Origin of the sequence: Alcanivorax sp. P2S70 (assembly GCF_000475295.1) — a bacterium.
In the GTDB taxonomy this organism is placed as follows: Bacteria; Pseudomonadota; Gammaproteobacteria; order Pseudomonadales; family Alcanivoracaceae; genus Alcanivorax; species Alcanivorax profundi.
In genome coordinates this window covers 71,439-84,239 of the sequence record NZ_AXBZ01000011.1, presented here as the reverse complement: position 1 = coordinate 84,239, position 12,801 = coordinate 71,439, and the positions used below count along the sequence as shown (strand labels likewise).

Here is a 12,801-nt window from a genome sequence, read left to right as displayed (position 1 = left end):
GCTTCAGGTCACGCTGAGTACACAAGGAGTCATTTAGAGGCTCCTCGCATTGAGCGATGTCATCAACGGCATATTGCCCGGAGTGTAAAATGAATTTGTCTCTGGTGAAAAAACACACCCACCCTTCGGTCCCGATTACCCCTCGTCGCATGGGGTTCTCTTTTGAAGGCCTACAGCACGATGACTACTGGTTCGATAACGACCCGGTACTGACACACCTGCTGAACATCCTGTCGCTGACGTTTCCTGACGGTGAGCGTTTCTTTGTGGATTCGGTTCGTGCCCTGCGTGACCAGGTCGATGACAAGGATCGCCAGAAGGACATTTCCGGTTTTATCGGCCAGGAGGCCATGCATTCACTGGAGCACCAGGCCTTCAACGACCTGATTGCTGATGGCAAGTACGACGACATCGTCGGCAAGGCCCTGGCCGTTACCAACAAACTGTTAGCCGGTGCCCGCAAGCACATGAGTAAACGCCAGCAACTGGCGGCCACCGCCGGCCTGGAGCATTTCACCGCGATTCTGGCTGACGCCATTCTTCGCCGCCCGGACCTGATGAACAAGATGGACCCGGCAGTACGGAACCTGTGGGTGTGGCACGCCATCGAAGAGACCGAACACAAGGCGGTGGCCTACGACCTGTACAAAGACGTCAACGGCAACTACCTGGAACGCCAACGGCTGTTCCTCTCCAGTACTGCCTACCTGATCGGTTTCTCCAGTTATTTCACCTGGCAAATGCTCAAACGGGACAACGTCCACAAGAAGCCCCTGACCCTGGCAAAAGGTCTGTGGAAAGGCTTCGGCTACAAAGGCGTGATCAGCAGCATCATCCCCGCCTGGTTCTCCTACCTGAAACCCGGTTTCCACCCCTGGGACGATGACAACAGCGCCCTGATCGAGGAATGGCGCAAGACGCTGCCTGAGCCTAAGGGGAGGAAAATGGCAGTGAACAGTTAACAGTGAATAGTTGCGCGAGCAACGTTTTACTATTTTTCAACGCAAGAGGCCGCGCCCAACCTTTGAGCGCGGCCTCTTGCGTTGAAGACCCTGAAAGACCAGGCCCGCGACGCTGTTCACTATTCACTGTTAACTGTTCACTGTTAACTGTTAACTGAAGTCTCAGCCTTCCACCAACAGCTTGCGCAAATCAATCAACGCTGCGTTGGCACGCGAAACATAGTTGGCCATCACCAGCGAGTGGTTGGCGAGCATGCCGAAACCGTCGCCGTTGAGGATCATCGGGCTCCACACGGTTTCCTGGGTGGCTTCCAGTTCGCGCACCATCTGGCGGAAGCTGACGGTGGCGTTTTTCTTGCGCAGCACTTCGGCGAAATCCACTTCCGCTGCGCGCATCAGTTGCGCAAGCGCCCAGGTGGCACCACGGGCCTCATAAAACGCATCATCGATTTTCAGCCACGGGGTTTTCACAAATTCCTCGTCGGCATCCACCTTGGCCATGGCCAGGGCACCATCCTTGTCCACGTTGAGCTGGCTACGGCCGACGCTCTGGCTGAGTTTGAGACTCAGGGACCCCAACCGGTTCTGCACTTCGTTCAGCCAGTAGTTGAGGTTATCTGCACGAGCGTAGAACTTGCCGTCGTTTTCGTTGGCGTCAGTCAACCGGTCCAGGTAGCGCTGCAGGGCGCTGATCCCGCGGCGGTACTCACTTTCGGTGGCCGGCATGGTCCAGCTTTTGGCGTCAAAGTTGAACTGGGGTTCGGCAATGGCCAGGTCGCGGTCTTCCTGGCTCTGGGACTGGGAACGGCTCATGTCCCGGCGCAATACCCGGGTGAAATCCCGCACCTGTACCAGCGCGCCATATTCCCAGCTGGGCATGTTATCCAGCCACAGACGATGGGGCAGAATGTCATTACTCAGGTAACCACCCGGCTTGGACAGCAAGGTATCGGCAACAAAAATCAGCTCACGGGTGGTGGTTTCACCCGGCACCGCATCGGGCACAGGGGTCACCGTGCGCAGATCAGGTTCCTGGCTCCAGTACCAGCCAAGCAACACATCGACCAGCAGCAGCAGTACCAGCAACCACATCAATCCTTTCCAGATCCGGTTGTTGCGGGGGTCCAGCATTGCATCCCCCATTTTTTCGCTGAACTTCTCGTTACTCATGATCACTCCCAAGATCAGTCCGTCACTCACTATACATGAGGGATGAGCCCAACACCCAACCCTCCTGCATTCGTCAGCGTGTTGTTGCGGTCAGCCTATTGCCCTTTGCCTTGCCCGCCCCAGATGACGACAATAGCCCGCTTGTGGCCTCAGGAACCGTGGCGCTGTCTCGCGGTCTGAATCCGGGCTGAGGGACGGACGGGAGAATATGATGATGTTGATTTGGCGGCACTGCTTGCTGCTGGTTGCCCTGGTACCAGTCTTTATGACTGCCCATGCGAATGCTGACAGTCTGTTTGGCGATCAGGATCGTTTGCCCACCGTAGATGAAGCCATCGTACTGGTCACCGATGCCGACTGGGACAACCAGCAAGTGCTGCTCGACTTTGAGCTGTACGACAACCTCTATCTTTACCAGCACCAGTTCAAGTTCACCCTGACCGATACCAACGGCAACGTGCTGGATGACTTCTCCGATTTCACCCTGCCGGAGGGCAAAGCCAAGACCGACGAGATCTTTGGTGATGTGGAAGTCTACTTTCACCGCCTGTCACTGGCCTTGCCGCTGCAATCCGTGCCGCTGGTAGATACCCGACTGGAAGTGCGTTACCAGGGCTGTATCGAAGACACCCTGTGTTATCCCCCCACCAAAAAGATCGTTGAATTTGCCAGCCCCCAGCCAGAAAAAAAGTCGCCCGCCGCGTCGCCCACCAGCCCGGTCGCCTCTGACGACGCGGATTTCTTTGACACCCTGAATTCCGATGATGCCAATGCTTTCAATGAATGGATGGAAAACCAGTCCATTGGCCTGATCGTAGGCCTGTTCTTTGTCGGCGGCCTGTTACTGGCATTTACCCCCTGCGTGTTTCCGATGGTGCCGATTTTGTCAGGCATCATTGCCGGCCAGGACAACCCCAGCGCAACAAGGGGATTTGTCCTGAGCTGTGCCTATGTTCTGGGGGTGGCATTACCCTATACGTTGGCAGGGCTTCTGGTTGCCCTGTTTGGCGCAGGACTGAACCTGCAATTCCTTCTGCAGCAGCCCGCAGCGATCATCACCTCCGTGGTGATCTTTGTGCTCCTGTCACTTTCCATGTTCGGCCTCTATGAACTGCAGCTCCCTCAATTCCTGCGCGACAAGCTACATCAGCCCGGGCAGGAAAAACGCGGCAGTCTGCTCGGAGCGGGCATCATGGGGGCCATCTCAGCACTGGTGGTTTCGCCCTGTGTGACACCGATTCTGGCTGGCGCGCTGATTTATGTGGCGGCCAGCGGCGATGCCGCCACCGGCGCAGCATCATTGTTCGCCCTGTCCATCGGCATGGGCGTGCCACTGATCATCTTTGGTACCGGCGGCGGTAGCCTGCTGCCACGAGCCGGAATGTGGATGGAAGAGATCAAGCGCTTCTTCGGCGTGGTTATGTTGGGCGTGGCCATCTGGCTACTGGATCGTATCATCAGCGACACGCTCACCCTCGGCCTGTACGGGTTACTGCTGGCCATCTATGGCGTACAGCTTGGCGCGCTGGATGCCGCCGGCGAAGGCCTGGCTCGCCTCAAGCGAGGTGTGGCGCTGGTGCTGGCACTCTACGGCTCGGTGATGATTGTTGGCGCGCTCAGTGGCGGCAGCGATCCGCTGCAACCCTTGCAGCCGCTCACCCAGCCGGCAGCAACAGTGCAGCAGCAAGCCAACCCGGCCACACAGGACCACGGCCCATGGAAAACGGTTGTCGGCAAGGCATCACTGGAGCAGGCACTGGCCGCGTCCCGCCAGGCGGGCAAGCCCGTGTTGGTGGATTTCTTCGCCGAATGGTGTGTCGCCTGCAAGGTGCTGGAGGAAACCACCCTCAGCAACGAAGCCGTGCTCACCAAAATGCAAGGCTTTGACCTCTACCGGGTGGATATTACCGAGATCAACGCCGACAGCCAGGCCATCATGGCGCAATACAACATCCTCGGCTTGCCGGCCCTGGTGTTTTTCACCCCTGCCAGCAACGAAATCCCCAAATCCCGGGTACTGGGTGAAATGGGACCGGAACGCTTTATTGAGCACCTTAACGCCAGGGTGATGCCTCACCTGTAAGGCGGCAACAAGAAAGAAACGGGTTTTGAGTAACGCGTTGCGAAAGGCCAACCCCCAACACCGGTGCAGAATGGCCAGGTTTTACCTTTGAAACTCGCAACGCGTCACTCGCGGCCTCTTCTCTCTGACCCCGCCACCGCAATCGCTCCCCTCTCCCAGTGTGTCTTTCCCTTTCAACTTTGAATTTTCAACTCTGCTCCGCGGGCACTGTCTGCCAGCCCACACAGCCCGTCCCGCGCCTCGTAGCTAAAAACTGATAGCCAGCGCCTCCACCCCCTAAACAAAAATCGTGAAACAGTACCGATATCCCGGCATCTTCCGTCAACTTGTAACGAATGTTGTAAAAGCCTTTTTTCTGCCATGAAATCCCCCTAGTATTGCATTGGTGCGAGAAAGCGAAGGATTCCTAGCCAATTTCCCGCACGTTCACAACAAATAACGACACGTTTCCAGGGAGACCCGATTTGGCTTCCATTCTGGTCCTGCATGGCCCCAACCTGAACCTGCTTGGCACCCGCGAGCCGGAAAAGTACGGCCATACCACCCTGGCCGACATCAATCAGCAACTTCAGCAGCAGGCCAGCGACGCCGGCCACCATCTGCAGCACCTGCAGAGCAATGCGGAGTACGAGCTGATCGAGCGTATTCACGATGCCCGTACCGAAGGCATCGATTTCATCATTATCAACCCGGCAGCATTCACCCACACCAGTGTGGCGTTGCGTGATGCCCTGCTTGGCGTAGCGATCCCCTTTATCGAAGTGCACCTGTCCAACGTGCATGCCCGGGAAACGTTCCGCCATCAGTCCTATTTTTCCGATATCGCTCGCGGCGTGATCTGCGGCCTGGGAGCCACCGGCTACCAGCTCGCCCTTACTGCTGCCCTTGAACAACTGGCCCCCAACGCATAACTGGATGGTTTAGAGACATGGATATTCGCAAGATCAAGAAACTGATTGAGCTGCTGGAAGAGTCTGGCATTGAAGAACTGGAAATCTGCGAAGGCGAAGAGTCCGTTCGCATCAGCCGTGGTGGCAACAAGGTTGCTGCTGCACCGGCCCAGTACTACGCCGCCCCGCAAGCGGCCCCCGCCGCACCGGCTGCTGCTCCGGCACCCGCAGCAGAGGCCGCGGCCCCGGCCGCAGAAACCCCCAGCGGCCACCTGGTTCGCTCTCCCATGGTGGGCACCTTCTATCGCTCCCCGGCACCAGGCGCGCCGATGTTCGCCGAAGTAGGCAAAAAGGTTCAAGCCGGCGATGTGCTGTGCATCGTCGAAGCCATGAAAATGATGAACCAGATCGAAGCAGACAAGTCCGGCACCATTGATGCCATCCTGGTAGAAGACGGCGAACCGGTTGAGTTTGATCAGCCTCTGTTCTCCATCGTTTAAGGAGAGCTCTCATGCTGGAAAAGGTTGTCATTGCCAACCGCGGTGAAATTGCCCTGCGTATCCTGCGTGCCTGCAAGGAACTGGGGATTCGTACCGTGGCCGTTTACTCCAAGGCCGACCGCGACCTCATGCACGTGCGCCTTGCCGACGAAGCCGTGTGCATCGGTCCGGCACCGTCCGTGGACTCCTATCTGAATATTCCGGCCATCATCAGTGCCGCCGAAATCACCGATGCCGACGGTATCCACCCGGGCTACGGCTTTCTGGCCGAGAACGCGGACTTCGCGGAAAGCGTGGAGCGCTCCGGCTTCACCTTCATCGGCCCCAAGGCCGATACCATCCGCCTGATGGGCAACAAGGTTGCCGCCATCGACGCCATGAAAAAGGCCGGCGTCCCCACAGTTCCAGGCTCCAACGGCCCGGTGGGTGACGACGACGAAGGCGCCCTGCAGATGGCCCGCGACATCGGCTACCCGGTCATCATCAAGGCGGCAGCCGGCGGTGGCGGACGAGGCATGCGCGTGGTGGAAGAAGAGCGCCTGCTGCTCAACGCCATCACCCTGACCCGTTCCGAAGCCAAGAACGCCTTCGGCGATGCCACCGTATATATGGAAAAGTTCCTGCAAAAACCGCGTCATGTGGAAGTGCAGGTCCTCGCTGACGGTGCCGGCCATGCTATCCACCTGGGCGACCGTGACTGCTCCCTGCAGCGCCGTCACCAGAAAGTAGTGGAAGAGGCGCCCGCGCCGCACATCCCCCAGCATCTGAAAGACGAAGTGGCACAACGCTGTGTCGATGCCTGCAAGACCATTAACTATCGCGGCGCAGGCACCTTCGAGTTCCTGTATGAAGATGAGCGCTTCTACTTCATCGAAATGAACACCCGCGTACAGGTTGAGCACCCGGTAACCGAAATGGTGACCGGCGTCGACATCGTCAAGGAACAGCTGCGCATCGCCGGTGGTGAGGGGTTGCAACTGCAGCAGTCCGACATCAAATTCCAGGGCCATGCCATCGAAGTCCGGGTCAACGCGGAAGACCCCGTTCGTTTTACCCCGTCACCGGGCAAGATCAGCTACTTCCACGCCCCTGGTGGCAACGGCGTGCGTGTCGACTCGCACATCTATAGTGGCTACACCGTACCGCCCTACTACGACTCCCTGATCGGCAAGCTGATCACCTGGGGCGAAGATCGCAACATTGCGTTCGCGCGCATGCGCAACGCCCTGGACGAGATCGTGGTGGAAGGCATCAAGACCAACGTGGATCTGCACCGCGAAAAAATCTTCAAGGACAAGGCGTTCATTGAGGGCGGCGTGGATATTCACCACCTTGAGAAGAAACTGGGCAGCGAATAGCGGCCACAAACGTTAGGCCCGGCGGTATCACAACCGCCGTAAAAAGGCCGCGATCAGTATCTGATCGCGGCCTTTTCGTTGACTGGAACGCGCTTAACGCAGCCACGAACCGCTCACTTCAGTACACATCAGGGCCGCTTTCGCACCCGCAGTACCAGCGCCCGCCCCACGATGTCATAACCGTGCGCCGCAGCTATTTCATGCTGGCGACGCTCAATCACCGGGTCGCGAAATTCAACAATTTCATTCGTGTCCACACACACCATATGGTCATGCTCTTCGCCAGAAGAAAGCTCAAACACTGAATGACCGTTATCGAAGTTATGGCGGGCAACAAGCCCGGCTTGCTCAAACTGGGTCAGCACCCGGTAAACCGTGGACAGACCAATGTCCTCCCCAGCCTGATGCAGATGCCGGTAGAGATCTTCCGCAGTGAGATGATGGCGCTCTTCATCGATGGACTCGAGCATTTGAAGGATACGTACGCGAGGCAACGTCGCCCGCAGACCCGCGCTTTGCAGGGCCTGATTCTCTGCTTTCATTATTGTGCTCCATGCAATATCTCGGTCAGCCCGACGTGGGCAGTGCCGTTTTCTCCCTGCCCCTATAATAATGACGAACGACCCAAAAAAATGTGCACTTTATCTGCCACTCAGGGATGGTGTTGGCAAAAATTCACGGTAAAGTTCAGATCATGTCATGTTCAGGCGAAGCCCTATGCCACTGCAGCGTCGTCAATTTCTCGCCCGTCTTTTTTTTGCTTCCTTGCTCCCTGCAACGGCATTCTCTCGACCGGATCTAACCCGAACCATGGGCTCCACCCTCGCGGACCGAGGGTCTTCGTTCTACCGCTTTGAGAATTTTCGCGTCACATCCGAAGATGGCTAGCGCCGCTACCGGGTATGGTTGGCCATCCCGCACTCCCCACCGCCGGAGCAAGGCTATTCGTCACTGACCCTTCTCGACGGCAATGCCGTGCTGCACCATCTTCAGGAAGACTGGCTTGCACCGTTGCCGGAAAACACTCTGCCGGTACTGATCATGGTGGGTTACGACACCGATCTGCTGTTTGATGTGGTGGCTCGCCAACGGGACTACACGCCGGCACTCCCCGGTGAAGGCCTGATCCCTGATCCCCGCCGACCGGAACGCCTTGGCGGCGGCGCCGACGCCTTCCTGGCCCTGCTGGAAACCCGCATCAAACCCGAAGTGCAAAAGCGCGCCCGCCTCAACCTGGCACAACAATCCCTGTGGGGGCATTCGTTTGGTGGCCTGTTTGCGCTCTACGCGCTGGCATCACCTTCCAGCACCTTTACTCGCTATATCCCGGTCAGCCCGGCAACCTACTGGCACAACCACGCGATCGATCACTACCTGAAAGACAGGCCGTCCCGGGCACAGGTATGGCTGGCACGAGGTACTGATGAAGTCCGTGCGACCCCGGATATGGACGATGCCGCCATTGCACGCCTGACACAGCAAGGCAGCGACGCCTTCATGACCACAGTGCAAACCCTGGCACAACACCCGCCATTGCAAGTGCACTGGAAACCCTTCCCCGGCCTGAGCCACGGCGCCATGCTCCCGGCCTCCCTTCCCGACGCCCTGGCCATCGCCAGCGGCAAAACACCCCCTGGCTGGAACCCACACCCCACACAATCTTAGGCCTGTTAAGACCGGGGTATGCGCCGCGGACAACCAACGGCTCTGTCTGTTCCGCTTAAACGCGGGAGATTCGCTTGCAAGCAAGCTCCCACAACAAGACCTAATCCGGAGTGATTCGCCGCGACCTTAACTGCTATCATCCCCCACGTTGGGGCGAACGCCCCACGCAGCTGTTCACTTTTCACTGTTAACTATTCACTAGAGCGAAGCGAAAATGGCCTGGCTCCAGCTCCACCTTGCCACGACGGAAAAACACGCCGATGCCTTTCAGGCCGCGCTGGAAAATCTGGGCGCCTGCGCCGTAACCCTCACCGACGGAGCAGACCAACCCGTGTTCGAACCACCGCCAGGCACCCGACCGCTATGGCAGAACACCGTTGTCAGCGCCTTGTTCGAGGCCGACGCAGAGCTGGAACTGATCCTGAGCGCCCTGCAGCAGCAAGGACTGCAGGCTGATGCGCATCATCATGAAACCCTGGAAGACCAGGTGTGGGAACGGGCGTGGATGGATGACTTCTCCCCCATGCGATTTGGTGAACGGCTATGGATTGTGCCGAGCTGGACTGATGCGCCAGACCCAAACGGAGTCAACCTGAAACTGGATCCCGGCCTGGCATTCGGCACCGGTACTCATGAGACCACCGCGCTCTGTCTCGAATGGCTGGACGGGCACGCCCTGAACGGCAAGACGGTATTGGACTTCGGCTGCGGCTCTGGTGTGCTGGCCATTGCTGCCCTGCTACTGGGAGCCGGCCAGACCACTGGCACCGACATTGATCCCCAGGCTCTGATTGCCAGTGAAGAAAACGCCCGAAACAATGGCGTAGCTGACCGACTCGACCTGTTTCTTCCGGAACAGATGCCGGCCGAATACCGCTGCGACGTGCTGGTGGCCAACATCCTGGCCGGCCCACTGGTCGAGCTGGCCGAACTGCTGGCTGGGTACTGCAAACCGGGTGCTGGCCTGGCCCTTTCGGGGATCCTCGCCGAACAGGCAAACGACGTACGCGATGCCTACTCACGCTGGTTCGACCTGACACCAACCACACAAAAAGGGGACTGGGTACGCATTGACGGAGTGCGCAAAAGCGCCTGAGCACAACCGCAGAGCAAGTCCCGATCCGCGCCGGCGCCTCTTGCATGGCCGGAAACCGACCTAAACTGAGGCGCAGGTCCTTGCGGGCCATAAGGTTTATTCGGTAAAAAGAGTTTACGCCAGCCGCATGAGCAGCATGTCGCAGGCGCCGCCGCCAACCAATAACAATCAGGCATGTCCATGTCCACCCAGTACAAGACCCGCTGCCCACACTGCGCAGCCCAGTTCAAGATCACTGACGAGCACCTCAAACAAGCTCGCGGTGCCGTACGATGCGGATCGTGTCTCCAGGTGTTTCAGGCGACGGACTACCTGGTGAACCCACCTGAACAGCCGGCAGACCAGAAAGACCGCTGGGCGGGCGCTCTGGACGGCAACCCCCAACAAGACCCCCCCTCTGCATTCAGCAGTGGCTCCCTGGATCTCGATCCGGAATTCGAAGACCAGGATGACCATGAAGGCCATGCCGACAGCGGTTTAAGCATTGAAGGCATGGAGCTCAGCGATTCTTTCATGAATCTGGGCGAAGATGGCGAAGAAGGCCTGGGGGAAGATTTCGCCGACATGCACGGTGCAGGCCGCGCAAGCCACAATGAGGGCGCCGACGAAGCCTGGGCAGAGGCCCTCCTCCAGGAACTGGAAGACGAACCCGATCCGGTTCGCCCAGAAGACAACACGCCCGGCAAAGCGGTTTTTGCCCCACTGGATGATCCAGGCAGCAAACGCCCTGCGCCATCAGCTTCACCGACAAAGGAAAAAACACCGCCCAAACCGAAAGCCGCCCAAGCATCTTCCCGCGACGACGACTCTCTTTTTGGTGGCCTCGATCTTTTTGGCGATGAACTGCCTGAAACGCCCGTTACCATCAAAACAGCGGCCCCCCTGCGCGAGCGGGAAGCCCATTTCCGGCGCCAGCGTGACTGGTCCGGGCTGGCCAAGTGGGGAGCGCTCTCCGCACTGGCGATGGTTCTGCTGGCATCTCAGTACAGCTACTTTAATTTCGATCAGTTGGCCCGCACCCCGCAATGGCGCCCTGCCTATCAACAGTTGTGCAGTGTGCTAGGCTGCCAACTTCCCAACCGCAGTGACTTGAGCAAAATGCGGGGTGCCAACCTGGTGGTTCGCAGCCATCCGCAGTTCAGCAATTCCCTGGTCGTCGATGCCATCCTGTTTAATGAAGCTCGCTACCCGCAACCCTTCCCGGACCTGGAGCTCACCTTCAGTTCACTCAACGGCAAAGCCATCGCTGGCCGCCGCTTCAAACCGGATGAATACCTGCATGGTGATCTAGCCGGCATGGACACCATGCCCACTCATACCCCTCTGCATGTTTCCCTGGAAATCGTCGATCCGGGAGATCAGGCGGTTAACTACAACTTGCGATTACTCGCCAGCCCAGAGTCCGCAGGCCGCCCCGACGCATGACACTCCGGCCGTCGACAGCCTGACCCTCGCTCGCTCCGACACGTGCCATAGCAGCCGTGTCGGGGCAAACCATTACCGATGCCTGATTCCGCTTCCGGAACAAATCCGTGCATTTTTTACTCAGCGGCCTTTCATCGTGGGTCGCTGATCTCTATCATTAGCTCCCTTTTTAACCAACCGACCACCCAACTCCATGCAGATTGGCCCCTACACCCTGCCCAACCCCCTGATTCTGGCCCCCATGGCCGGCGTCACGGATCGCCCGTTTCGGCGATTATGCAGGGATTTGGGTGCCGGCCTGCTGGTGTCGGAGATGGTCACCTCGGACACTCGTCTGTGGAACTCTCGAAAATCCCGCCAACGGCTCGACCATAGCGGTGAGCCGGGCCCGATTTCAGTACAGATTGCCGGTGGTGAACCGGCGATGCTGGCGGATGCGGCCCGCGCCAATGTGGATCACGGCGCCCAGATTATCGACATCAACATGGGATGCCCCGCCAAAAAGGTGTGCAAACGCGCCGCGGGCTCTGCCCTGCTGGCCGATCCGGATCTGGTGGCCCGTATTCTGGATGCGGTTGTTGCGGCGGTGGATGTCCCCGTGACGCTGAAGATCCGCACCGGGCCTGACCGCGCCCACCGCAACGCCATCGAGATCGCCCGCATCGCCGAAGCAGCGGGTATCCAGGCGCTGGCCATCCACGGCCGCACCCGGGCCGACAAATTCAATGGAGAGGCGGAATACGCCACCATTGCCGACGTGGTAAAGGCGGTAAATATTCCAATCATGGCTAACGGTGACGTGGATAGCCCGGAAAAAGCTAAACGGGTACTGGAATCCACGGGAGCCGGTGGTATCATGATCGGCCGCGCTGCTCAGGGTAACCCATGGATCTTCCGGGACACCCTGCATTACCTCGAGCACGGCTCGCTGCCCGCAGCGCCGTTAGTAGCGGAAGTCCATGATTGCGTGCAACAGCACCTGGCCGAACTTCACCAATTCTATGGTGAGTTCATGGGGGTTCGTATCGCACGCAAGCACCTGGGTTGGTACACACAGAACCTGCCCGGAGGGGAAGACTTCCGGCGTGGATTTAACACACTGGAAAATGCCACCGACCAACAGGTGGCAATCGAGCAGTTTTTCCAACAGATCAACGTCACAACCGACCGGGTTCGCTTTGGTCGGTATGGCGAAGTGTCTGCCCGGAAGAAAAACGGAGCCCTGGCCGCATGACCCTCTCTTCAGTTAACACAGCCGCTGCACGGACACTTACTGAAATGAACACCGCTGAAGCACGCAAGCAGCCGCATCTGACCATTGCGCGCAGTGAAACCCACGATACGCTCCGCAATTGTGTGCGTCGTTCGTTAAACGATTATTTCAACCAGCTGGATGGCGAGCCTGTGAGCGAGCTGTACCAGATGGTACTGGCGGAGATGGAAATCCCGCTGCTTGAGAAGGTGCTGGAATACACCCGTGGAAACCAGACCAAGGCAGCCGAGCTGCTGGGCCTGAACCGCGGCACCCTGCGCAAGAAACTCAAGCAGTACGGTCTGTTGTAAAACAGACCTGCTATATCAAGGGCAGTGACCACACTGCCCTTTTTTTGTTTCTGGCCCTCGTATTAATTAAGACTACGCAACTTGGTGAA

12 protein-coding genes are annotated in these 12,801 nt (G+C 58.4%); 10 read left to right on the top strand and 2 right to left on the bottom strand.

The genetic code is table 11. From position 1 onward, the window contains the following. Positions 1-89 precede the first annotated feature (89 nt). Complete coding sequence (locus tag Q672_RS22290; protein WP_022984652.1) at positions 90-962, top strand: metal-dependent hydrolase; 873 nt, start codon at positions 90-92, stop codon at positions 960-962. 162 nt (positions 963-1,124) lie between these two features. Here Q672_RS22290 and Q672_RS22285 read toward each other — a convergent pair whose 3' ends face one another. Next, complete coding sequence (locus Q672_RS22285; protein ID WP_031226136.1) at positions 1,125-2,132, bottom strand: DUF2333 family protein; 1,008 nt, start codon at positions 2,130-2,132, stop codon at positions 1,125-1,127. Between the two features lie 208 nt (positions 2,133-2,340). On the opposite strand from Q672_RS22285, the gene dsbD reads away from it, so the two are divergent. From dsbD to accC, 4 genes are all read left to right on the top strand, one after another. After that, positions 2,341-4,215 carry a protein-disulfide reductase DsbD gene (dsbD, locus tag Q672_RS22280; protein ID WP_235047187.1) on the top strand — a complete coding sequence of 625 codons (1,875 nt, stop codon included), beginning with the start codon at positions 2,341-2,343 and terminating at the stop codon, positions 4,213-4,215. 464 nt (positions 4,216-4,679) lie between these two features. Further along, a complete protein-coding gene (aroQ, locus tag Q672_RS22275) occupies positions 4,680-5,126 on the top strand; it encodes a type II 3-dehydroquinate dehydratase (protein WP_022984649.1) in 447 nt (148 codons plus the stop codon). A 17-nt stretch (positions 5,127-5,143) separates the two neighbouring features. After that, positions 5,144-5,605, top strand: coding sequence for an acetyl-CoA carboxylase biotin carboxyl carrier protein (gene accB, locus Q672_RS22270; RefSeq protein WP_022984648.1), 462 nt, complete (start codon positions 5,144-5,146; stop codon positions 5,603-5,605). Between the two features lie 11 nt (positions 5,606-5,616). Further along, a complete protein-coding gene (gene accC, locus Q672_RS22265) occupies positions 5,617-6,963 on the top strand; it encodes an acetyl-CoA carboxylase biotin carboxylase subunit (RefSeq protein WP_022984647.1) in 1,347 nt (448 codons plus the stop codon). 128 nt (positions 6,964-7,091) lie between these two features. On the opposite strand, the gene fur is transcribed toward accC, so the two are convergent. Then, positions 7,092-7,505 carry a ferric iron uptake transcriptional regulator gene (gene fur / locus Q672_RS22260; protein WP_022984646.1) on the bottom strand — a complete coding sequence of 138 codons (414 nt, stop codon included), beginning with the start codon at positions 7,503-7,505 and terminating at the stop codon, positions 7,092-7,094. Positions 7,506-7,869: 364 nt separating this feature from the next. Here fur and Q672_RS22255 point away from each other — a divergent pair, with 364 nt between their 5' ends. The 5 genes from Q672_RS22255 (at position 7,870) to fis (ending at position 12,712) form a co-directional block, all read left to right on the top strand. After that, on the top strand, positions 7,870-8,628 hold the full coding sequence (locus tag Q672_RS22255; protein WP_022984645.1) for an alpha/beta hydrolase: 759 nt from the start codon (positions 7,870-7,872) through the stop codon (positions 8,626-8,628). 214 nt (positions 8,629-8,842) lie between these two features. After that, positions 8,843-9,724 (top strand): 50S ribosomal protein L11 methyltransferase, encoded by an 882-nt coding sequence (gene prmA, locus Q672_RS22250; protein ID WP_022984644.1) that lies wholly within the window; start codon positions 8,843-8,845, stop codon positions 9,722-9,724. A gap of 180 nt (positions 9,725-9,904) precedes the next feature. Beyond that, a complete protein-coding gene (locus tag Q672_RS22245; RefSeq protein ID WP_022984643.1) occupies positions 9,905-11,149 on the top strand; it encodes a DUF3426 domain-containing protein in 1,245 nt (414 codons plus the stop codon). Positions 11,150-11,342: 193 nt separating this feature from the next. Beyond that, positions 11,343-12,383: a tRNA dihydrouridine synthase DusB gene (gene dusB, locus Q672_RS22240; protein ID WP_022984642.1), complete on the top strand. Its 1,041-nt coding sequence runs from the start codon at positions 11,343-11,345 to the stop codon at positions 12,381-12,383. 44 nt (positions 12,384-12,427) lie between these two features. Next, positions 12,428-12,712 (top strand): DNA-binding transcriptional regulator Fis, encoded by a 285-nt coding sequence (gene fis / locus Q672_RS22235; RefSeq protein ID WP_022984641.1) that lies wholly within the window; start codon positions 12,428-12,430, stop codon positions 12,710-12,712. The last annotated feature ends 89 nt before the right edge of the window (positions 12,713-12,801 follow it).